Consider the following 22536-nt stretch of genomic DNA (forward strand, 5'->3'; position numbering starts at 1 on the left):
CCGCGCCCGCAGTTCTGGCGGGAAAGGGACATGACATGCAGGTTTTTGAGACAATCGGGGCATTTCGTGCAGCGCGGACGGCTTATCCGACCTTGGGTTTCGTTCCGACCATGGGATTTCTGCATGAAGGCCATCTCGAGCTGGTTCGACGTGCGAAGGCAGAAAATGGCGCGGTGGCCGTCAGTATTTTCGTCAATCCTACGCAGTTCGGCCCGAATGAGGATTATGCGTCTTATCCACGTGATCCCGAGCGTGATCTGGCGCTTCTGAAAGAGGCCGGAGCCGATCTGGTGTTTCTGCCGACGCCCGATGTGCTTTATCCGTCCGGTGCAGTCACCCGGATTGAAGTCGGCGGCGTTGCGGATGAACTCGAAGGCCAGTCCCGCCCTGGACATTTCTCCGGTGTGGCAACGGTGGTGACCAAACTGTTCAACATCGTCCAGCCGCAGCGGGCCTATTTCGGGCAGAAGGATGCCCAGCAATGCGCGGTTGTGCGCCGCTTCGTGGCGGATCTGGATATTCCGGTTGAAATCGTGGTCTGCGATATCGCGCGTGAAGCAGATGGTCTGGCCCGTTCCAGCCGCAATGTGCGTCTGACAACCGAAAACCGTCAGAAAGCTCCGGCCCTGTTGCAGGCTTTGCAGGAAGCCACGCGGCTGTTCCTCAATGGCGAGCGTGATGTGGACATTCTGGAAAATGCCATGCGTGCGGTCCTGACCGAAGCCGGACTTCCGGATATCGACTATGCGACGGTTGTGAACGCAGACACGTTCCGCCGCGAACAGCCCTGTTCCGATAACGCGCTGGCGCTTCTGGCAGTGCGGGCCGGGGAGGTCCGGCTGATCGACAACATGCCGCTTTGAGTTGCTCACCCTTCGTGCGGTATAAGCATGCACTGCTGACGTACGGAGGATTTCAGGCATGCAGAAAACCATCATGCGTCGCGTGGCCCAGGGTCAGGGCCACGAACCCGCCGATCTGGTCATCCGCAATGTCCGGCTGTTCGATCTGGTCACGGGCGATCTCATCCCAACCGATATCGCCATCTGCGGCGATCGGATCGTCGGGACTTACGGTGAATACGAAGGCGTGCAGACGATTGACGGCGTGGGCCGGATCGCCGTGCCGGGCTTCATCGACACCCATCTGCACGTTGAATCGTCGCTCGTCACGCCGTTCGAGTTCGATCGCTGCGTTCTGCCGCATGGTGTGACGACGGCCATCTGCGATCCGCATGAAATGGCCAATGTGCTGGGGCGTGCGGCGTTCGATTACTTTCTGGCCGCTGCCGAGCGGACCATCATGGATCTGCGCGTCAACCTGTCGAGCTGTGTTCCAGCCACGTCCATGGAGACATCGGGCGCGGTGCTGAACGTGGACGATCTGGTGGCGTATCGGGACCATCCGAAAGTGATCGGTTTGGCCGAGTTCATGAACATCCCGGGTGTTCTGAATGGTGATCCGGGCTGTGTGGACAAGCTGGCCGCCTTTGCGGATGGTCATATCGACGGTCACGCACCGCTCATGCGCGGCAAGGCCCTGAACGGCTATCTGGCAGCCGGTATTTCAACCGACCATGAAGCCACGGCTGCTGATGAAGCGCTGGAAAAAGTGCGCAAGGGTATGACGGTCCTGATCCGGGAAGGATCGGTCTGCAAGGATCTTGAAGCGCTGGTGCCGCTGCTGAACGTCGCGACTTCGCCGTTCTTTGCGTTCTGCACTGATGACCGCAATCCGCTCGAAATCGCCCATGAGGGTCATCTGGATTTCCTGATCCGTCGGGCCATCGAACTGGGTGTGGAGCCGCTGGCTGCGTATCGTGCCGCATCCCTGTCCGCGGCCACAGCTTTTGGCCTGAAGGATCGTGGACAGATTGCGCCGGGCAAGCGCGCGGATATCGTCTTGCTTGATGATCTGGAGCGCTGTCAGGTTTCAGACGTCATTTCCGCTGGTCGTCTGGTGAATGATGCGCTGTTTGCCAGCCGCGAGATCGTATCGCCCGTTGGGTTGGAAAGCGTGAAACTCCCCCGCCCCGTAACGGCGCAGGACATGGCTGTTGAAGGCAGCGGCAGAGACCGTCCTGTCATGGGGGTCATTCCTGGCCAGATCATCACGGAATTCCTGCGGCTGGATTTGCCTGAAGACCATGGCCATGTTCTGCCGGATCCGGAACAGGATGTCGCCAAGGTCTGCGTCGTGGCGCGGCATGGGCATAACGACAATATCGGGCGCGGTTTCGTGCGGGGTTTCGGTCTGAAGGAAGGCGCGCTGGCGTCGTCCGTCGGGCATGACAGCCATAATATCTGCGTTGTTGGAACCAGCGACGCCGACATGGCCTGTGCGGTGAATCATCTGGAGAAAACCGGTGGCGGTTTTGTGGCAGTCCGGAACGGACAGGTTCTGGCAGATCTGCGCCTCCCGGTCGCAGGCCTGATGAGCGATGCGCCTTACGAACAGGTCCGGGATGATCTCATCATCCTGCGCAAGGCGGCGAAGACGATGGGCGTTGTTCTGGAAGAGCCGTTTCTGCAACTGGCCTTCCTGCCGTTACCTGTGATTCCTCATCTCAAGATTACGGATTTCGGGATGATTGATGTCAGGACGATGAGCTTCGTCTGAAAAATGGCTGCTCTGAGGGCAGCCATTCACAAAGACAATCTGCTTGAGACGTCTCAGGCGCTCAGGGCCTGGGCAGCTGTCTCGTCTGCGGCGAGCAGATAGGGTCCCGCATTGACGATCTGAATACAGAGAACGCCGTTTCCGGTTGGTTCGCGATAACCCAGCGGCAGGGTCGCAGAACCGTTGGTCCAGCGCAGGTCTGGGTGTTCCCGCTGATGCCAACCGGGCAGGTCCGTGTTCAGATGGGTGTCAATGACGCGGCTTTCTCTGGAATCCCAGAGTTTCACGTTCCCGATCAGGACGCCAAGTGCGCGCCGGTCATCACAGAACGGGCCGATGACATCCGAAGGTCGTGATGACCGGGATCTGATGATGACCTTGTCGATGCCGGCTGGGATCTCGAACAGGAACTGGTCGCCGGTATGGCGCATGCGCCGAAGACGCTGGCCGGTGAGCGTGAAGACTTCAAGGCCGGGATCCGTGGTGGTGGCAGGAACGGTGGGGCGGCCCATACCCAGGGATTCGGCGCGCTCGCACAGCCGCTCATACACAGGCTGAACCTGGTCCGGCGCGATTTTAAGCGGAGCTGCAGCCTCGGCCCAGGATTTTGCGGGAGCGAACAGCGGAGAGACATTCGTGGTGAAACTCTGACGGTTGCCGGTATCGAGATAGCTTTCCGAAGGCAGGTTCTCCGCCAGAACAACGCTGTGTCTGTCTGTTTCGAAATGATGGTAGCGATAATGGGTGATCGAATGGTCATAGAAAATGCTTGTGCCGTTCACGAGCATTCTGGCCGGAACAAATCCCCCATCGACATAGATACAATGTTCGGGAGTCACCAGAAGATCCCGCGCGGGCTGGTTGTCACCAAAAGCGTTGGCCCGGATCCGGATAGGGTAGCCTGCATCCTCGCTATGCTCCGACGGGCTGACAATCGTATCGCGGTAACCGGTCCAGATAACGGGACGGAACGCTTTCTCATCGTCGAGAACTGCCACCAGATCCCCGATCTGAAGATCTTCAACCTTTACGTCCCCATGATCGGTACGGATCAGGGTGCCGGTCAGATAGCAGGTGTCCTGCCGCAAGGTCGAAATAACCCAGTCTCCATCCGGCAACTGGGACACACCTGCCGTAGCCGCTGGCGTGAAATCACTGGAGACCTGAATATTGTTGAGGACGAGCGTACTGTTGTCAGACCGCGTAATGGTCAGGGTATAGGTTCCATCCTGATTAAGGGAATATGCAGCAGATACGGGCGTATGGTTCCATACGGCAGTGCTTGCATTGTTGATGACGAATGACGTTCCTGCGCTGACATTCTGGAAGGATGCCGAGATTGTATTCTCGTTCCCGTCGAAAACAACCGTATTTGAAGTATTGTCGAAAATTACGCTTTGGGGAAAAGTGCGTGCTCCGAAGTATACGGTGCTGTTTTCCTGAATGTTGAGCGTTGATATATCAAGATAGGCAGGGGTGTTTTCCGAGCCGAATGTTGAATTGATCACATCAATGGTGCCGCCGCCGCAGATGTTCAGGGCATCGAGCACCACTTTCCCCGGATTGTTTTCGATTTTCAGCGTTCCCATGACCTGGACGTGTTCGCCCAGTTCCACACCTGAGGGTGTGTCAATCGTCAGGGTGCAACCGCCATAAATGCAGGCACTTGCTGTTGCGAAAGCATACCCTGCCCCAGACGTCTGGGCCGAAATCAGAAGGTCGCTATTCCCCATGAGTTCGATGCTGGCGATCTGGGTCGCGTTGGCCGTGGCAATGACACCGTAGGCGGACACCCCGTCATAGGTATCAAAATTGGCCGAATTCGCAGGAGTGTCCCAGGGCGTCGTTCCGAGTGCCCAGTTGGCTCCATCGGCCCAGTCCGCGCGGTTATCCGCAGTCGTGGCTGGTGGCGAAAAATGGTTGGTATTGGGCGTCTGGGTGCTGTCGTAAAAATATGTCAGCCCTGCGGGGGATGTATTGGTCGTGTCTGTAAAAGGGGCAGCGCTTGTCACGGTGCCAGTGGACGAAGCATTACTTTCAGAAAGGATATAGTTTCCGGCACTGTCCTGACTGAAACTTGCCGTTCCCGGAATGAATCCATTGGCTGTATGGACATCGTCCAGTGTTACGATCGTGCCCGTGGATGAATTGATCTGGACCGTCCAGGAACCGGTATTGGCATTCTGTGTCCAATTTGCGGAGACAGGGACCACGCCATCGGCAGCACGGATGGCAAAAAGGGATTTCTCGGAAACGCCGTAGAAAGCCGTGTTGATTGTCGCCCCGACATCATCCAGAACAAAGGTGTTCTGTGTGTTGGTGTCAAAAGTAACGGAACCGGTGCTGCCGGAGAGATCGGCGCAGAATGTTGCGTTATTCTGCAAAACAACCGAAAGATCGCCAGTAACGGCTACCGGATTGCTGACTGTGCCCAGCTGGGATCCGATCAGGTTCAATGTTCCGCTGCCGGAAATGGAATCGTTGTCGAGAACGGATCCTGTGTTGTTCAGGATGGTCAGCGTGCCATCGACGGTGCAGCTTGCGCCAAGTTCGACCGGAGCGGCCGTATTGATGACAACCGTGCCTTTGGAGGTGATGTCCAGGGCATGGGTGGCGAACACATAGCCGCCCAGTGACGACGAATTGGCTGCCGCCAGAATTTCAAGCGTGCCATAGTCGCCGACCGTGAGATTGAGGATCTGTCTGATGGCCGGATTACTGGCAACGGCGGTGGCAGGAGCGTCCGAAGTGCCGGCAATGACTACTGTTTCGCCCACGGTTGCCTGTGGAATGGAGTTGTCGCTCCAGTTTGACTTGGTCCCATCAGAACTCTGATAGTAAAAATCGTCTGATTCGGCGCCGATCCAGTAAACAGTCGTCATTCTTCAGGGCCTCTTGTGAGAGGGGTGGGACTGACGCTTCTGGGATGGGGAGGTTCACCACAATCTTCATCGCCAGCTTTTCAGGGGCATGGCAGATCATTATTCGTGTGTGGTTTATAAAAAGTTAAACGGAAGATTCGGCGCTGGACTTTAGTCGGAGCGACCTGCCTGTCCCGCAATATTTGCGGTGACTGTCTTCTGACAGAAATAGCGATTTAAGCTTGATGGTGGACCTGACGCGATTCGAACGCGTGACCTTTGCCTTCGGAGGGCAACGCTCTATCCAGCTGAGCTACAGGTCCATGCGCCCTCAGATAACTGCTTCGGCGACAGATTGCCAGCCCTCTTTTTTGAAAGTTCTGTCGTCAGGGCATACGGCTGGCAGAAGGTCATGGAAAAGTCTGTGTCTGGGCGGTGGCCTGCCATGCGGCAGCGGCGATATCGCCGCCTGATGGCAGGAAGCGGTCGGGGTCTGTCAGCCATGAGACGGCATCCTGTGCCGCGCCCCGGTGGTCCCGGCTGAGAAGATGATGGGCGCCGGGCAGTTCGTCGATCCGCGTGTCGGGGGGCAGTCTACGCAGCAGACGCGCCGTGAAAGGTGGCAGGACGAACTGGTCACGGCCACCAAAAATAATGAGCAGCGGGGTCCGGGCCCGGGGGGCGGCCTTGTAGGCGGTCTGCATCAGCAGGGTCAGGCCATAGAGTGGATGGATCGTCGAACTGTGCAGGGTGAGGGGATCGAAATACATCCGCCGCAGGGCCTTGAGGTTGTCGCTTGCAACCCGGTGACCGGGGACGGCCGATCCGTCGAGCTTCCAGTGTGGGGTCAGGAGATCAAGACCGCCCAGAATGCTCTCCCAGGGCTGACCGATATCGAGCGCCGCAGGGGCAAGCAGGATCGTGCTGCTGATATGGGGCGTGTCTGTCGCGGCCAGAAGCAGGGCTATGGCGCCGCCCATGCTTTCTCCCATGACGTGAATGGGTGTGCCGGGATAGCGGGTATGCAGCCAGAGCACCTGTTCACGGGCGTCCTGCACCAGTCTGGCCGTGCTGCTCCATCCACCCCGGTCGGCAGTTCCGCCAAAGCCCCGGATGTCCGGCGCGGCGAGCGTAAAGCCCTGGGACGTGAAGACCGATGCGGCGAACTCCCAGGCATCCCGGCTGTCGCCGTAACCGTGCAGGGCCAGGATGATGCCGCGGGGGCTCGGTGTGAGGGCCGGATACAGTCGCAGGGGAATATGGGCGCCATCCGACATGTCGAGTGTGAGTGTCGGGGGGATGAGGGCCGTTTCCTGTGCTGTCGGATGCAGGTCCGGAATATGGGGTGCCGTGCAGCCCTGTAGCGCCAGCGGGGTCATCAGGCAGAGCAGGCCGAAGGAAAGACGTCCGAGGCGGTTTGAAACGGAAGGGAATGAGCCTATCATCACGGATGATTTTAGAACGTCCGCTCCTTCGGGGCGAGAAGGGAGACATTCGTGCCGCCAGAAAAACCTGATCCGGGAAAAGCCGATCTGGAAAAGCCTCATCTGGTACTGATCGACGGGTCCGGTTTCATCTTCCGCGCGTTCCACGCCCTGCCGCCGATGAGCAGCCCCCAGGGCGTGCCGGTCAATGCGGTCTATGGCTTTACGAACATGCTGGCGCGTCTGCTGCGGGACCATGTGGGAACGCATTTGGCCGTGATCTTCGATGCCGGCCGCACGACGTTCCGCAACGAGATCTATCCGCAGTACAAGGCACACCGACCGGAAGCTCCGGAAGACCTGCGCCCGCAGTTCGGTCTGATCCGCGATGCTACGGCGGCTTTCAACGTGCCGTCGATCGAGCTTGCCGGATGGGAAGCGGATGACCTTCTCGCAGCCTATGCCAAAGCGGCCGTGGAAGCGGGCGGCTGCTGCACCATCATTTCGTCTGACAAGGATCTGATGCAGCTCGTGCGGCCCGGCGTCGAGCTGATGGACCCCATGAAGCAGAAGCCGATCCGCGAAGCCGAGGTCGAAGCCAAGTTCGGTGTTCGCCCTGATCAGGTCGTGGATGTTCAGGCGCTGATGGGGGATTCGACGGACAATGTGCCCGGCGTTCCCGGGATTGGTCCGAAAGGTGCGGCGCAACTCGTAAACGAGTACGGCACGCTGGAGCAGATCCTCGCCGCCGCGCCGGGTATGAAGGCGTCCAAGCGGCGTGACAATCTGATCGAGCATGCCGATGCCGCGCGCATGTCCCGCAGACTGGTGCTGTTGGACGACAACGCGCCGATGCCACAGCCGATCAGCGAACTCGGTTGCCGCGAGCCTGTTCGCGAGACCCTGCGGGACTGGCTGGAAGAAATGGGATTCCATTCCACCATCCAGCGCATGGGGCTGGGTCTGGCTGCAAAGCCGCGTCCGTTCACGCGCCAGATCGTCCGGCCTGAGGACAAGGCGGCTGCACGTGAGGAGGCTGCGGCCGTCACGATCCCCGATGCGCCTTATGGTCCGTATGAGACTGTGACGGACATGGACGCGCTGGACCGCTGGATTGCGGACGCCCGGGCTGCGGGTGTGGTGGCCGTCGATACCGAAACGGACAGCCTCAATGCGCGGCAGGCCAATATGGTTGGGCTGTCGCTGTCGGTTGCGCCGGGGAAGGCCTGTTATGTGCCGTTCCTGCACGAAACTATACGTGATCTTCTGGAAGAAGATTCAACCGGGGAGGCTTTCGTTCGTCAGCTGGATCGTACCGAGGCGCTGGAGCGTCTGAAGCCGCTGTTGCAGGATGCGTCCGTCCTGAAGGTATTCCAGAACGCGAAATATGATCTGACCGTCTTTCGTGGCGCGGGTGTTCCCGAGATTACGCCCATCGATGATACGATGCTGATTTCCTACGCCCAGTCCGCCGGTGAGCATGGGCAGGGCATGGATGAGCTGTCGGAACTGCATCTGGGGCACACGCCCGTCACCTATGATTCCGTAACGGGGACGGGGCGCAAGCGCATTCCGTTCGCGCAGGTCACAATAGAAGCCGCAACCGCCTATGCCGCAGAGGATGCTGACGTGACGCTCCGTCTGTGGCAGGTGCTGCGTCCGCAGTTGCGGACCCGTCAGGCGCTGGCGCTGTATGAGGAAATCGAGCGTCCGCTGATCCAGATCCTGACGGATATGGAAGATGTCGGAATCAAGGTGGACGCCACCGAACTGCGCCGCATGTCCGCCGATTTTGCCGAGCGCATGGGGACGATCGAGCAGGAAATCCACGAGCAGGTCGGGCGGAGCTTCAATGTCGGCTCGCCCAAGCAGCTTGGCGAGATCCTGTTTGATGAAATGGGGCTGCCCGGCGGCAAGCGAACGAAAAGCGGAAGCTGGGGCACGGATTCCGGGGTTCTGGAATCGCTGGCCGAACAGGGGCATGAGCTGCCGCGCAAGATCCTAGACTGGCGTCAGCTGGCCAAGCTGAAATCCACCTATGCCGATGCGCTGGTCCAGCAGATGGATCAGGACACGCAGCGGGTTCACACGTCCTTCCAGATGGCGATCACCACGACGGGACGGCTGTCTTCGAACGAGCCGAACCTGCAGAACATCCCCATCCGTACCGAGGAAGGCGCGCGCATCCGCAAGGCCTTCGTCGCCGCTCCCGGCTGCGTTCTGCTGTCCGCGGATTACAGCCAGATCGAACTGCGACTTCTGGCTCATGTCGCAAAGATTGAACCGCTGCTTGAGGCGTTCCGTCTGGGGCAGGACATTCATGCCCGTACGGCATCCGAAGTGTTCGGCATTCCGCTCGAAGGCATGGACCCGCTGACCCGTCGCCGGGCCAAGGCCATCAATTTCGGCATCATTTACGGCATTTCGGCCTTCGGTCTGGCGCAGCAGCTCCAGATTTCACCGGGCGAGGCGCGTTCCTATATTGATGCCTATTTCGCCCGCTATCCCGGCATCCGCGCTTATATGGAGCGGACCAAGGAAGAAGCGAAAAAGCATGGCTATGTCACGACGCCGTTCGGTCGCCGCTGTTATGTGCCGGGCATCACCGAAAAGAACGGTGCCCGTCGTGCCTATGCCGAGCGGCAGGCCATCAACGCACCGCTTCAGGGTGGGGCAGCAGATATTATCAAGCGCGCCATGGTCCATCTGGCGCGGCGTCTGCCAGCGACGGGTCTGAAGGCGAAAATGGTTCTTCAGGTGCACGATGAACTGCTCTTCGAAGTCGAGGAGCAGGACGCAAAGGCGCTGGCAGATTTCGTTCGCACGGAAATGGAAGGGGCCGCCAAACTTGACGTGGCTCTTGAAGTAGAAACCGGTATCGGCCCAAGCTGGGCTGACGCACATTAAAGACAGGAAGGTCATGCAGACCAATTACGAACGCCGCAAGCGGGTCGGCAATCGCATCATCTGGGGCGTTCTCGCCGTGGCGGCCGTTCTGGGATATGTCGGCTTCCATCTGGCGTCCAATGGTGGTCCGGGCCTTCTGGTCCAGTCCAACGGCAATGAGGTCGGCGGCAGCTTCCGGCTGGACTCGCTGGGCGAGAGCACCGTCACCGAAGGCGATTTCCACAACACCTGGATGTTGGTCTGGTTCTTCGACGCCAACTGCCCCGAGGACAAGTGCAAGCCCGTGCTGAAGAGCATGGAACAGGCGCTGGTCACGCTCCGGGCCGAGGGTATCCGCGTCTCGCCGCTGGCTGTCTCCCTCAATCCGTTCGACGAGGCTGACCCGCTTAAGGAATATGTCCTGCCCGTCGCACCCCACGTCATGCCGTTCACGGCCACGCCGAACATGATCAAGGCCATGACGGCCGAATATCATGCGCCGCTCCAGAAGGAGGGGGACCATTTCGTTCCCGCGCCGCAGATCGTCATCATGGACCCGAACGCCCGCTATGCTGGCACCATTCCGGCTGATGGCAACGCAGATGCTCTGATCGCGCGTCTGCGTGAACTGGCGAAGCGCTGAATGAAGCGGGGGGCTGCGCTTCTTGCGGCGGGGCTGTTTCTGGGGCCGGGCGCTTCTCAGGCACTTGCCGGAGAGCAGACCCCGCCTGACTGGAACGGCATCACGCTCGGCAGTCCCCATCGCGGCGGCACGCTGCATCTGACGGCAGATGGCCCCGGCGGGACGCTGGACCCGCAGATCAATTACGGCACCCAGTACATGCAGGTGTTCGTCAACATGTACGACCCGCTGCTGACTTTCCGTCTGGCGCGAGGAACAGCGGGGCTGGAGGTCGTACCGGACCTGGCCGATGCCATGCCGCAGATCAGCCCGGATGGCCTGACCTGGCGCCTGCATCTGCGGTCGGGTCTTCATTTTTCCGATGGTGCGCCCGTGCGTGTCGAAGATGTCGTGGCCTCTTTCCGCCGGATCTATCGTGCGGGCAGCCCAACCGCGGCCTCGTTCTATGGCGGTATCGTAGGCGCTGCGGAATGTCTGGAAACGCCCGATCGCTGCACGCTGCCCGGCGTTGAGGGGAATCCGGAAACCGGCGAGATCGTCTTTCATCTGACGAAGCCGGACGGCGAATTTCTTTACAAGCTCGCATTCCCGCATGCCGTGATTCTGCCGGCTTCAACCCCGGTTCATGATATGGGCGGCACAACGGTTCCCGGGACCGGGCCGTATCGCATCACGCAGTACGACCCGGGACACGGGATGGTTCTGGAGCGCAATCCGTACTTCCACGTCTGGAACCCGCAGGCCCAGACGGACGGCTTCGTGGATCGCATCGAATATGATTTCGGGCTGTCGGACGAGGCGCAGGTCACGGCAGTTGAGCAGGGGCGATATGACTGGATGCTGGACGCCAAGCCTGCCGACCGGCTGGGAGAGCTGGGCGCGAATTACACGTCCCAGGTCCATATCGAGCCGTTGCTGGGTCTATATTATCTGGCGATGAACACGCATGAAAAACCGTTCACGGACGTGCGCGTGCGCCGGGCAGTCAGCATGGCCGTCAACCGTCATGCCATGACGATCCTGTTCGGTGGCAGCGCCATCTCCGAGCCGCTGTGCCAGATGGTGCCGCATGGGATTCCGGGCGCCGATCTGGGTCTGGACTGTCCGCAGGATCTGGAAGGGGCACGCCGCTTGATCCATGAAGCCGGTGCGGATGGAGCGTCCGTCACACTGGTCGTTCCCAACCGGGCCATGGAACTCGGGATGGGCACCTATCTGCGCAATGCCCTGCAATCCGCCGGACTGAACGTCCAGCTTCGCCCCATTACGGCCGGGCTTGCGGAATCCTACGAGCAGAACAGCGCCAATCACGTCCAGATCGCGCTGTCCTACTGGTTCGCGGACTATCCCTCCGCCTCAACCTTCCTGGATGACCTGTTCGGCTGCGACAACTACCATCCGAACTCGGCCGTCTCACCGAACTATACAGGCTTCTGTGACCAGCACGTCCAGGCCCTGTTCGATCAGGCCCGCTCCCAGACAGACCCGACAAAAGCCGCCCCGATTTGGCAGGAGGCCGGACATGCCATTATGGAACAGATGCCCGGTGCCCCGATGATCCAGATGCGCACCGTCGATTTCGTCTCGAAACGGCTGGGGAATTATTATGCGACGCTCCTGAGCCACATGCTCTTTTCACATGTCTGGGTGCAATAAAGCCTGCGGAAATAGCAGTATTTTGTGCTTTCCTTTCTTCTCAGGAAGGAATGGGCATGAGAACAGTTTTTTGGATAGCGGTTCTGGCGCTCGTGCTGCACTCTGTGCCTGCCTGGGCGCAGGACAGGAATGTCTCCGACTGTATTGTGGCCTCCATCGTGCTTCCTTTACTCGGGGGGCAGGGTGACTCTCCACTCATTGCAGCCCGCGTTAACGGCGAGAAGGCGACCTTTTACGTCAGCCCGGCCTTTTCCCGCATTCTCGTGCATGACACGGCGGACCTCTGGTTCCCACGAGGCGGGGATGCTCCCCTGATGGCGCAGAATGGGGAACTGATCGTGACATCCAGAACTGGGCTGGATGATCTTCAACTTGGAGAACTCAATCTTCACGGCGTGCCCGCCAACCTTCTGGAAGGACCCGCCCGACACCAGATCAACGGCCTGCCGATCATCGGAATGCTGGGGCTGGGTGGAGATGTGTTTGACACGACATCAATCCTTCTGGACGTCCCGCACCGGAAAATCGCGTTACTGCGCTTCAGAGGTACGGCAGCCTGTCGCACGGCCCCTGAGAGGCTTATGGGGCCGGATGCTTATGGAAGCGATGTGTCTGCGGATGGCCGCATGGCTGTCACGATCGGTCATCACAGCCGGGAAATGGCTTTGGACCCGGATCTTTCGGAAACTGTCATGCCGCAGTCCTGGGCCAATGACGCTGGCGTGACGCCCGACGAATTAAGTCACGATCCCATTGTGACGACGCGCTATGTCGGCATCTCCGTGGGGCGCCGACATGCCGTCACGAATATGGACGTTGGCAGTCATGCCTTGCCAGCGTTCAGTGTCCTGTTTCAGTCGTCTCTTGAAAAGGGGGCATTTGGACTGCCGTTTTTCGAGCATTCTGCAGTCCTGATCGATCGGCAGAATGCCCAGGTTTTTGTTTTACCTGAAGAGAGCAGGCCTCTGGAGGCAGGACATCATCTGCATTTCGATGAAAGCCATCAGGGGCAAACGGCCGTCTCCCAGAAATCCGGGACGATCAACTGACAGCTTGCCCCTGTCCGATCTTACAGGCCGATATCGTTGCGGAAGATCTTGTCCTCCCACTGGATTGCGGATGCCCCTTCATAGGCCAGCTTCCGGGCCTCTTCCGGCGTCGCAGCTTTTGCACAGACCGTCAGCACACGCCCGCCATCCGCGACCAGAACGCCGTCGACCAGCTTCGTGCCTGCATGGAAGACCGAAACGCCTGGAACGGCCTCGGCACGTTCGATTCCGCTGATCCGGCCGCCCTTTTTCGGAGCGTCTGGATAACCGTTCGCTGCCAGTACCAGCGAGATCGAATGCTCGTCGGAAAATTCTGCGGCCGCGTGTTCGAGACTTCCCTGCGCCAGAGCGGCGAGGATCGGCAGCAGGTCCGATTTCAGACGGATCAGCAGGGCCTGTGCTTCTGGATCACCAAAGCGGACATTGTATTCGATCAGCTTCGGCCCTTCGGTCGTCAGCATCAGCCCGGCGAAGATCACGCCGCGGAATGGCGTGCCACGACGGACCATCTCGGCCAGCATCGGGCGCACCATGATGTCGAGGGCCTTTTCCTGCATCTCGCGTCCGAAAGCGGGGGGCGGGGAAATTGCACCCATGCCGCCCGTGTTCGGGCCGGTATCACCGTCGCCGAGGCGCTTGTGATCGCGTGCGGCACCGATGAGCACGGCCTTGTCATCCGAGCAGAACGCGAAGAGCGAGACTTCCTCGCCCACGAGACATTCCTCGATCACGAGCGGCATGCCGAGCCTGCGGATGGCGTCTTCGGCTTCTTCTACGCTCTGGGCCACGACGACGCCCTTGCCGCCAGCCAGACCGTCCGCCTTGATGACGATCGGTGCACCACGACGGCGCACGAATTCGATGGCCGGGGCTTCCTCTTCAAAGCGCTCCCAGCGTGCTGTCGGAATGCCAGCCGCGTCCGCCACATCCTTCGTGAACGCCTTGCTGCCTTCCAGCAGGGCCGCCGCCTTCGTCGGACCTGCGCACGGAATGCCCGCTTCGGCGCAGGCATCCGCCAGACCGGCCACCAGCGGCGCTTCCGGGCCGGGCACGATCAGGTCGATCTTCTGCTCCTGCGCAAAATGCACCAGCCCCGCGACATCATCGGCCTTGAGCGGAACGAGCGTTGCGACAGACGCCATGCCGGGATTGCCCGGTGCCGCATAAAGGGCGGTCAGACCCGGTGAGCGCGCAAGACATGTAGCCAGGGCATGTTCACGCCCTCCGGACCCGACCAGCAAAACGCGCATTCCGCTTATCCTTTATTATGCATTCGTGGGCTTCGTTTGACGGCGTGCGTAGCATAGACTGGCGGCATGATGGAGAGTGATGGCGCATCGATCCGCGGGAATGTTCCGCAATATTCGGTTTCCGAGATTTCCGGGGCGATCAAACGTACGCTGGAGAGTGGATTCGGCCGCGTGCGCGTCCGTGGCGAAGTCACGGAACTCAAGCGCTATCCCTCCGGGCATGTTTATCTGTCGCTCAAGGATGAGGGCGGCAAGATCGCCGGTGTGATCTGGCGCGGAAGCGTCTCACGCCTCGGCATGGCACCTGAAAACGGCAACGAGGTCATCGCGACTGGCCGCGTCTCGGCTTACGGCGAGCGTTCCAGCTACCAGCTCATCATTGACCGCATGGAGTTCGCGGGCGAGGGGGCGCTTCTTGCCAATATCGAGCGCCTGCGCCGCAAGCTGCTTGAAGAGGGCCTGTTCGACCCCGAGCGCAAAAAGGCCATTCCGTTCCTGCCGTCCCTGGTGGGCGTCATCACATCGCGCTCCGGCGCGGTGCTGCACGACATCATTACGACGATCAGTCGTCGCTTCCCGAGGGATGTGCTGCTCTGGCCGGTTCCAGTTCAGGGCGAAGGCGCAGCAGCCCAGATCGCAGCGGCCATTGAAGGCATGTCTGTCCGTCGCCCGCGCACGCCGGATGTGCTGATCGTCGCGCGTGGTGGTGGCTCGCTCGAAGACCTGATGGCGTTCAATGACGAGCGCGTTCTGCGTGCTGTGGCGAACTGCCCGGTGCCGATCATTTCCGCTGTTGGCCATGAAACCGACACGACGTTGATCGACCTTGTTTCGGACCGCCGCGCCCCTACACCGACCGCCGCCGCCGAAATGGCCGTGCCCCTACGCTCGGAAATGGTCGCGGACATGGCGCATCGCAATGCGCGTCTGACCGGGGCACTGACCCGCATCATCCAGACGGCGCGCGCGCGACTGGATCAGGCCGCCGCCCGTCTGCCCGATCTGCCTGGCCTGCTGGATTCCGCCCGGATGCGTCTGGACGATCGCGGCCAGCGTCTCGATCTGGCACTCCCCTCCTTTGTCATGCGCATCCGCAACCGGCTCGATGCGCCGGGGATGCACCTGCCATCGCCGGAGCTTCTGATCGGGCGCAGTCGCGCGCGGTTGCAGGCCCTGCGTCTGCCGGCGCCAGAGCTTCTCGTCAGCCGCGCCCGTGCCCGCCTGACGGCACCTACGACTCATCTTCCCAGCCCGGAACTGCTGATCGAGCGTCGCCGGGCCGCCCTGCGTCTGGTCTCTGGTGAACTTGAGACGGCCTGGCAGCGCGCGCTCCAGACCTTCCAACTCCGGACAGAGCGCCAGCGCCTGTCGCCCGATATCCTCAGAAGCGCCATCCGTCTCCAGCAGGCCCGGCTTCAGGGACTGGGCAGCCATCTTGAGGCCGTCTCTCCCCGGGCTATCCTCAGTCGCGGCTATGTCCTGGTGCAGGATGTGAACGGGCAGCCTGTCACGAGTGCGGAGGCCCGTCCTGTTGCGGATCGCGTCGTTCTGTCTTTCGCCGACGGTGATCGTGGGGCAAGACTGGACAGCCTGTCGCCGCAGGGCGATCTTGGACTGTAAATCTTTCATCCACCCGATCTGTGATCCGGAGTCTGCATGCGTTCGTTCTGGTTGAGTCTCGTTGCCCTGCCGCTGCTTGCAGCCTGTGCCAAGCAGCCGACGGCGCCAGCGCGTCCTGCGGGCTCGCCTCCGACGCAGGCCAGGATCCCGCCGCAGGATTTTGCGCCGGGCCTGGCCGAGGAGACGTCTGAAGACGGCAAGAAGAAGCTGTTCAACGATCCTTCGGCCCCGCTGAATACGCCGCTCTGTGGAACGGCGCTTCAGGAACAGGCGCAGGCGGGGGCGGCGATCTATCCGCAGAGCGTGGCGAGCACGAGTTCCTGCCCGCGCAATGCCTGTTTCCAGCCGCTGACCGGGACCTATATCGCAGCAACCGGCGCACAGAGCGTCTGCCGCTAAAGCAGACTTCAGGGTTTATCCGGGACAAAAGAAAAAAGGCCGGTGGGGATATCCCCACCGGCCTTTTTCTTGGTTCGCGGAACGCGCTGACGGATCAGCGCTTCCACCAGCCGGCACGACGCTTCGTCGGCGCGACTTCATCGATGTTCACCGGCTGAAGGATATTTCCTTCCTCCGTGGTCGGAGCCTCGACAGGCTTGGCCTTCGCTGTGCGACGGGCGCGGGTGCGCTTCGGCTTGACGGCTTCTTCGGAAACAGTCTCCGCGGGAGCCGCAGCGACTTCGGCGGTGGGCTCAGCCGGAGCTTCAGCCTCGACGGGCTGAGCCTTCGGCGTCCGGCGCGTCCGGGTCCGACGCGGCTTGGGCGCCTCTTCGGCCACGGGCTCTTCCGGAGCCGGAGTGGCTTCTGCTGCCGGGGCTTCTTCCGCAACCGTCTCGGCCGGAGCGGTTTCCACAGCCTTGGCGCGGGCCGGACGACGTCCGCGACCACGACGGGGCTTGGGGGCCTCCTCGGCCACCGGTTCTTCCACGACGATGGTCGTTTCAGCAGCCGGAACATGCTCGATCACGATTTCCGTGGGCGTGCTGATCCCGGTCTGAAGGGCTTCGGTCGTCCCTTCAAATTCGGCCTGCTCGATCACATCGAAGATGTCGAAGCTGCCACCGAACGGATCGGCAGGCGTCGGACCCCTATAGCGACGCGGTGCCGGACGCTCCTCGCGCTCTTCACGACGACGCGGGGTGCGGGCCGGGGCAGGCGCGTTCGAACGGGTGGTCGCAGCCGCGCGCGCCGGGGCGACGTCACGACCCTCGGATACGGGCTGTGCAGCCGTATCTTCAGACCCTTCGGTGTCCTTGACGACGCGCTTGAAGCGGGTGCGGCGACGGCCCGGGATGATGCCGTTTTCGTCAGCGGCTTCGGGAGCGGCGATCTCGCGGGTTTCGGCCTTCGGGGCATCCTGCTCCTGGCTGTTTTCCGCTGCCGGAACGCCTCCGTTCTGCTCGCGACGGCCACCACGACGACGGCGACGACGGCGACGGCGGCCGCCGTTGCTTTCCTCTTCGCTCTCGGATGTGGCCACGTCCTCGATGATCTCGGCGTCGACAACCGGCGTTTCCGTCCGCACGACGACAGGCGCTTCTTCCTCGATGATCTCGATCGTACGGATATGCTCCGGTGCGCGTTCCGGCGCACGGACCTGGGCGGGAGCCGGGGTCTGGGCCTGAAGGCGCTCGATGCGCATGTCAGCCGCAGCCAGGTTCTCTTCCGTGCGGAAAATCACCTGCATGCGGTGATGGCGTTCGATATCCGCCAGCCAGGAGCGCTTGTGATTGAGGATGTAAAGCGCGATGTCCGAGCCCACATGCACCTCGATTTCGGACGAACGCTGGCGGGCGCCTTCCTCGTCAATGGCGCGCAGGACGTGCAGGGCCGAGCTTTCCGTTCCACGGATGAAGCCGGTACCCTGGCAGTGCGGACAGGGCGTCAGGACGGATTCCGCAATGGACGGACGCAGGCGCTGGCGGGACATTTCCAGCAGACCGAAATGGGAGATGTGTCCGACCTGGATGCGGGCGCGGTCGGAGCGCAGGGCTTCCTTGAGGCGCTTCTCCACCTGTGCGTTGTGACGGCGGCTTTCCATGTCGATGAAATCGATCACGACCAGACCGGCCAGATCGCGCAGACGCAGCTGGCGGGCGACTTCCTCGGCGGCTTCGAGGTTCGTGCGCAGGGCCGTTTCCTCGATGTTGCGCTGGGAGGTGGACTTGCCGGAGTTCACGTCGATGGCGACGAGAGCTTCGGTCTGGTTGATGACCAGATAACCACCGGACGGCAGACGGGCCGTCGGTGAGAACATGGCGTCCAGATGGCCTTCGACATTGTAGCGTGCGAACAGGCTCTGGCCACGGTTCTGCCAGAGCTTCACCTTGTTGGCGTTGCTCGGCATCAGCAGGCGCATGAACTCGCGCGCGCTCTTCCAGGCCGCTTCGCCATCCACGAGGATGTCTTCGATGTCCTTGGAATACAGGTCACGGATGACGCGCTTGATGAGGCTTGCTTCCTCATAGACCAGCGTCGGCGCGACCGAGGACAGGGCGTGGGAACGGATGTCGTCCCAGAGCTGGAGCAGATATTCGCAGTCGCGCGTCACTTCCGCGGCCGGACGGCCGGCACCGGCTGTGCGGACGATCATCGCCATGGATTTCGGCAGATCCAGCTCCGCGATGACGTCGCGCAGGCGGCGGCGATCGGAATCGGACGTGATCTTGCGCGAGACGCCACCGCCACGCAGGGCGTTGGGCATCAGGACACAGTAGCGACCGGCGAGGGAGATATAGGTGGTCAGGGCCGCGCCCTTGTTGCCACGTTCTTCCTTGACGACCTGCACCAGCAGCACCTGACGGCGGCGGATGACTTCCTGGATCTTGTAGTTGCGCAGGAAACGGGCCGTGCGGCGCGACGATGCGCTTTCCTCACCCGTATCGTGCTCGCCACCGACGGTTTCGGGCGCGCGACGGTCCTGGTTGTCGCCGTCTTCGCTGTCCGTGGCGTCTTCGGCAACCGTTTCGGTCTCGGCATCATCGGAAGACTCACCGCGCTCGGCAATTTCCTCTTCCTGGAGCGCGATGAGCTTCTCGCGGTCTGCGACAGGGATCTGGAAATAGTCGGGGTGGATTTCGCTGAAGGCGAGGAAGCCGTGGCGATTGCCGCCATATTCGACGAAAGCGGCCTGAAGGCTCGGCTCTACGCGAATGACCTTGGCAAGATAGATATTGCCCTTGAGCTGCTTCTTGGTCGATGTCTCGACGTCGTAATCTTCGACGCGGTCACCATCCATGACCACAACACGCGTTTCTTCCGCGTGTGTGGTGTCGATGAGCATACGCTTGGTCATGGAAAACTGAACTCCACGACGCTCCGCAATGGCTGCCTTGGCCGGGCGGAACGTCAGATTGTGTGGGGTGGAGGGAACGGCGCAGTCCGAACGCACAGCGGCGGGACACGTTGGGTCCCGTTCCGGTGAGGTCGTTCGCTGCAAGCACGTTGAGTGACATTCGTCCCCTGAACAGACGGCCGGTCCAGAGTCTGGAGCCGGATGAAAAACCTGATCCGGACGGGCGGCTGGCCTGTACCGGAATCCATAAGATCGCCAGTTCGATCCGGTCAGGACAGGATGCGGAGGGCTAGTCGCGCATCTGTCAAACGACGGGACGTCGTGGCGGGGACAGGAAAAGGCGGGAGCGGTACGGGAAAGGCGTGAGCCCGTGTCCGGTCGGACCGCGCTTTACAGGTCCCTGTCACGCAGGATGACCGAAACAGCCTTCCGTGGCAAGCGCGGCGTTTTTCATTTGTCCGTGCGCTGTTTCTGGTGCGCTTTCTGCCATGTTCCTGACAGGGTTTTGTGCTGTATGATTGTCCCGTCATTCACCGCCGGACGCTGGGAACAAGGGATGCTGACGCGACGCACACTGGTAAGTGGTCTCTCGGGGCTGCCGTTGCTCACTCCTGTTGCGGCATTCGGGCGCCATCCGCTGCATAGGAAACTGTCTGCACCCGCCGTGCATCGCGGTGCCGCACCTCCGAAGCCGCTCGTCATGCTGGACCCGGGACATGGCGGAAAGGATCCGGGTGCGATCGGGATTTCCGGTACCTATGAAAAGCATATCGCGGAAGCTGCTGCGTCCGAACTGAGCCGTCAGCTTCTTGCTTCAGGTCAGTACCGTGTTGCCATGACGCGCTCCGAAGACCGCTTCATCCCGCTGGAAGGACGCGTCGAACTGGCCCAGCGGCATCAGGCGCATCTCTTCATTTCCATGCACGCAGACGCCCTGCATGACAGGGATGTGCGCGGTGCGAGCGTCTATACGCTTTCAAGCGGGGCATCGGATGCGCAGACCGCGTCTCTGGCCCGGACGGAAAACAGTGCGGACCGCTTTGCCGGACCGGCCTTTCACGGCATGTCGCCCGACGTGCAGCAGATCCTGGCCAGTCTGGTTTCGGAAGAAACGCGGCGAGGTTCGGCGCACATGGCGGCAAGTGTCGTCAATTCGTTCCGCAACAGGATCGGACTCCTGACCCATCCGTCACGTCATGCGGCCTTCGTGGTCCTGAAATCGTCTGAAATTCCGTCTGTTCTGGTAGAGATGGGATTCATGTCCAACCGCCTCGATGAAGCGGCACTGCGCCAGGCTGTGCATCGCACCCAGGTCGCCAGTGCGATGAAAACCGCCATAGACCGCTATTTTGCTACTCATGCAGGCGTCATGACGGGCTGATCTGCTCACATTGCAATAGAGACTTCATGGTCATGCGGGTTGCGCATGACGAAAGAATCGGTCATTTAACGCAGCCATGACGTTTCTTTCGATCCTCTCGCTTCGACTTATCGGCCCCTGAACGCCTTATCCAAGGCGGACAGCGCTCCGTTGCGTTCAGGGGATGACAGATCAAAAACCTTCCTGAACCAGACGAGACGATCACAATCATGAGCTTCCACCATCCGTCTTTCGGCACGATCGCCGACGACCGCGTCATCATCTTCGACACCACGCTGCGCGACGGCGAACAGTCCCCCGGCTTTTCGATGAACCTCGAAGAAAAGCTCCGCATGGCCCATGCGTTGAGCAACCTGGGCGTGGACGTGATCGAGGCCGGCTTCCCCGTGGCGTCCGAAGGCGATTTCGAGAGCGTGCGTCGCATCGCTGAGGAAGTCCGCGGATCGGTGATCTGCGGTCTGGCCCGCAGTGGTGGCAAGCGTGACATCGAATCCTGCGGCGAAGCGCTGAAGAAGGCCGAGCGGCCGCGTATCCACAACTTCATCTCCACCTCTCCGCTGCACATGAAGTACAAGCTGCGGATGGAGCCGGAGACGGTTCTGGAAATTATCGCGTCGGGCAACCAGAAGGCACGTCAGTTTACGGATGACGTGGAATGGTCGGCCGAAGACGGCTCCCGCACCGATCCGGACTTCCTGTGCCGCTGCGTGGAAATGGCGATCCGCAATGGCGCCAACACGATCAACATCCCCGATACGGTCGGCTTTGCCACGCCGGAAGAAATGCGCGCCATTTTCACCATGCTGCGCGAGCGCGTGCCGGGCGCGGATCAGGTCATTTTCTCCGCACATAACCATAACGATCTGGGCCTCGGCGTTGCGAACACGCTGGCGTCCGTCGAAGGTGGCGCACGCCAGATCGAATGCACCATCAACGGCATCGGCGAGCGCGCAGGCAATGCGGCGCTTGAAGAAATCGTCATGGCGCTGCGCACGCGTCACGACCAGTACGGCAAGACGACCGGCATCGAGACGACGAAGCTGCTGGGCATGTCCCGCATGCTGGCCACGATTACGGGCTTTGATGTCCAGCCGAACAAGGCGATCGTCGGCCGCAATGCGTTCGCGCATGAAAGCGGCATCCATCAGGACGGTATCCTGAAGAACGCCGCGACCTACGAGATCATGACGCCGGAAAGCGTGGGCTGGAACAAGACGTCGCTGGTTATGGGCAAGCATTCCGGCCGCGCGGCGTTCCGCGACAAGCTGGCGCAGCTCGGTTACCCGCCGCTGGAAGACGAAGCCCTGAACGCCGCCTTCGCGCGTTTCAAGGATCTGGCCGACAGCAAGAAGGTCGTATTCGATGACGATATCCGTGCGCTCGTCGATGACGAGAGCCGCGATCACGAGCGGGTCCACCTGATTTCGCTGGAACTGGCGTCCGGCACGAAGCAGAAGTCCCACGCCAAGCTGGAAATCAGCGTCGATGGCGCCATCCAGTATGCGGCTGTCAGCGGCAACGGACCGGTCGATGCGGCCTTCCGCGCCATTGGTGAAGCATTCCCGCATACGGCCGAACTCGCACTGTTTTCTGTCGCCAACGTTACTGAAGGAACCGATGCGCAGGCCCGCACTACAGTGCGCCTGCAGGAAAACGGCAAGCTCGTGGACGGGCAGGGCGCCGATGCCGACACGGTGGTGTCCGCCGTCCGCGCTTATATCCATGCGCTGAACAAGCTGCTGACCAAGCGTGAGCGGACGGAGCCGGAAGCGCTGTCCTGATCCTCAGGAACAGGACGCTTTCACGAAACGGGCATGCGGGGAGACCTGCATGCCCGTTTTTTGGACACGAA

14 protein-coding genes and 1 tRNA gene are annotated in these 22536 nt (G+C 61.1%); 10 read left to right on the forward strand and 5 right to left on the reverse strand.

All coding sequences use genetic code 11. The features are described 5' to 3' along the window. Positions 1-35: 35 nt before the first annotated feature. Both panC and ade read left to right on the forward strand, forming a co-directional pair. Complete coding sequence (panC, locus tag GLS_RS09265; RefSeq protein ID WP_041112011.1) at positions 36-863, forward strand: pantoate--beta-alanine ligase; 828 nt, start codon at positions 36-38, stop codon at positions 861-863. 58 nt (positions 864-921) lie between these two features. Then, positions 922-2619, forward strand: a complete 1698-nt coding sequence (gene ade, locus GLS_RS09270; RefSeq protein ID WP_041112012.1) for an adenine deaminase — start codon at positions 922-924, stop codon at positions 2617-2619. Between the two features lie 53 nt (positions 2620-2672). Here the strand turns inward: ade and GLS_RS09275 are convergent, their stop codons facing one another. From GLS_RS09275 to GLS_RS09285, 3 genes are all read right to left on the reverse strand, one after another. After that, positions 2673-5501 carry a Hint domain-containing protein gene (locus tag GLS_RS09275; RefSeq protein WP_052327544.1) on the reverse strand — a complete coding sequence of 943 codons (2829 nt, stop codon included), beginning with the start codon at positions 5499-5501 and terminating at the stop codon, positions 2673-2675. A 225-nt stretch (positions 5502-5726) separates the two neighbouring features. Then, positions 5727-5803 (reverse strand) — tRNA-Arg (locus tag GLS_RS09280). Positions 5804-5890: 87 nt separating this feature from the next. After that, positions 5891-6925, reverse strand: a complete 1035-nt coding sequence (locus GLS_RS09285) for an alpha/beta hydrolase (protein WP_193363810.1) — start codon at positions 6923-6925, stop codon at positions 5891-5893. A 51-nt stretch (positions 6926-6976) separates the two neighbouring features. On the opposite strand from GLS_RS09285, the gene polA reads away from it, so the two are divergent. The 4 genes from polA to GLS_RS09305 are packed head-to-tail and all read left to right on the forward strand — an operon-like array spanning position 6977 to position 13138. Next, positions 6977-9811, forward strand: coding sequence for a DNA polymerase I (polA, locus tag GLS_RS09290; protein ID WP_193363811.1), 2835 nt, complete (start codon positions 6977-6979; stop codon positions 9809-9811). A 13-nt stretch (positions 9812-9824) separates the two neighbouring features. Next, the gene (locus tag GLS_RS09295; RefSeq protein ID WP_041112013.1) at positions 9825-10433 is read left to right on the forward strand and encodes an SCO family protein; all 609 of its coding nucleotides are present in this window, start codon (positions 9825-9827) and stop codon (positions 10431-10433) included. After that, positions 10434-12089: an ABC transporter substrate-binding protein gene (locus GLS_RS09300; protein WP_041112014.1), complete on the forward strand. Its 1656-nt coding sequence runs from the start codon at positions 10434-10436 to the stop codon at positions 12087-12089. Between the two features lie 56 nt (positions 12090-12145). Further along, a complete protein-coding gene (locus tag GLS_RS09305) occupies positions 12146-13138 on the forward strand; it encodes a hypothetical protein (RefSeq protein WP_041112015.1) in 993 nt (330 codons plus the stop codon). A gap of 20 nt (positions 13139-13158) precedes the next feature. Here the strand turns inward: GLS_RS09305 and purD are convergent, their stop codons facing one another. After that, complete coding sequence (gene purD / locus GLS_RS09310) at positions 13159-14388, reverse strand: phosphoribosylamine--glycine ligase (protein ID WP_041112016.1); 1230 nt, start codon at positions 14386-14388, stop codon at positions 13159-13161. Between the two features lie 66 nt (positions 14389-14454). On the opposite strand from purD, the gene xseA reads away from it, so the two are divergent. Both xseA and GLS_RS09320 read left to right on the forward strand, forming a co-directional pair. Next, positions 14455-16008: an exodeoxyribonuclease VII large subunit gene (gene xseA, locus GLS_RS09315; RefSeq protein WP_041112017.1), complete on the forward strand. Its 1554-nt coding sequence runs from the start codon at positions 14455-14457 to the stop codon at positions 16006-16008. A gap of 36 nt (positions 16009-16044) precedes the next feature. Next, on the forward strand, positions 16045-16407 hold the full coding sequence (locus GLS_RS09320) for a hypothetical protein (RefSeq protein ID WP_041112018.1): 363 nt from the start codon (positions 16045-16047) through the stop codon (positions 16405-16407). A gap of 94 nt (positions 16408-16501) precedes the next feature. Here GLS_RS09320 and GLS_RS09325 read toward each other — a convergent pair whose 3' ends face one another. After that, positions 16502-19303 carry an Rne/Rng family ribonuclease gene (locus GLS_RS09325; RefSeq protein WP_052327650.1) on the reverse strand — a complete coding sequence of 934 codons (2802 nt, stop codon included), beginning with the start codon at positions 19301-19303 and terminating at the stop codon, positions 16502-16504. Between the two features lie 556 nt (positions 19304-19859). Here GLS_RS09325 and GLS_RS09330 point away from each other — a divergent pair. Next, entirely contained in the window at positions 19860-20684 is an 825-nt protein-coding gene (locus GLS_RS09330; protein WP_148295919.1) for an N-acetylmuramoyl-L-alanine amidase family protein, read from the forward strand. 209 nt (positions 20685-20893) lie between these two features. Continuing rightward, positions 20894-22465 (forward strand): 2-isopropylmalate synthase, encoded by a 1572-nt coding sequence (locus GLS_RS09335; RefSeq protein ID WP_041112020.1) that lies wholly within the window; start codon positions 20894-20896, stop codon positions 22463-22465. Positions 22466-22536 lie beyond the last annotated feature (71 nt).

The sequence above is a fragment of the Gluconobacter oxydans DSM 3504 genome, from assembly GCF_000583855.1.
Taxonomy (GTDB): domain Bacteria; phylum Pseudomonadota; class Alphaproteobacteria; order Acetobacterales; family Acetobacteraceae; genus Gluconobacter; species Gluconobacter oxydans.

Bases quoted from the DNA above. Each gene is read 5' to 3' on its own strand.
- GLS_RS09305 (WP_041112015.1), top strand. From the start codon at position 12,146: ATGAGAACAGTTTTTTGGATAGCGGTTCTGGCGCTCGTGCTGCACTCT.
- GLS_RS09330 (WP_148295919.1), top strand. From the start codon at position 19,860: ATGCTGACGCGACGCACACTGGTAAGTGGTCTCTCGGGGCTGCCGTTG.
- GLS_RS09335 (WP_041112020.1), top strand. From the start codon at position 20,894: ATGAGCTTCCACCATCCGTCTTTCGGCACGATCGCCGACGACCGCGTC.
- ade (WP_041112012.1), top strand. From the start codon at position 922: ATGCAGAAAACCATCATGCGTCGCGTGGCCCAGGGTCAGGGCCACGAA.
- GLS_RS09295 (WP_041112013.1), top strand. From the start codon at position 9,825: ATGCAGACCAATTACGAACGCCGCAAGCGGGTCGGCAATCGCATCATC.
- xseA (WP_041112017.1), top strand. From the start codon at position 14,455: ATGATGGAGAGTGATGGCGCATCGATCCGCGGGAATGTTCCGCAATAT.
- GLS_RS09285 (WP_193363810.1), bottom strand. From the start codon at position 6,925: ATGATAGGCTCATTCCCTTCCGTTTCAAACCGCCTCGGACGTCTTTCC.
- GLS_RS09300 (WP_041112014.1), top strand. From the start codon at position 10,434: ATGAAGCGGGGGGCTGCGCTTCTTGCGGCGGGGCTGTTTCTGGGGCCG.
- panC (WP_041112011.1), top strand. From the start codon at position 36: ATGCAGGTTTTTGAGACAATCGGGGCATTTCGTGCAGCGCGGACGGCT.
- GLS_RS09275 (WP_052327544.1), bottom strand. From the start codon at position 5,501: ATGACGACTGTTTACTGGATCGGCGCCGAATCAGACGATTTTTACTAT.
- GLS_RS09325 (WP_052327650.1), bottom strand. From the start codon at position 19,303: ATGACCAAGCGTATGCTCATCGACACCACACACGCGGAAGAAACGCGT.
- purD (WP_041112016.1), bottom strand. From the start codon at position 14,388: ATGCGCGTTTTGCTGGTCGGGTCCGGAGGGCGTGAACATGCCCTGGCT.
- GLS_RS09320 (WP_041112018.1), top strand. From the start codon at position 16,045: ATGCGTTCGTTCTGGTTGAGTCTCGTTGCCCTGCCGCTGCTTGCAGCC.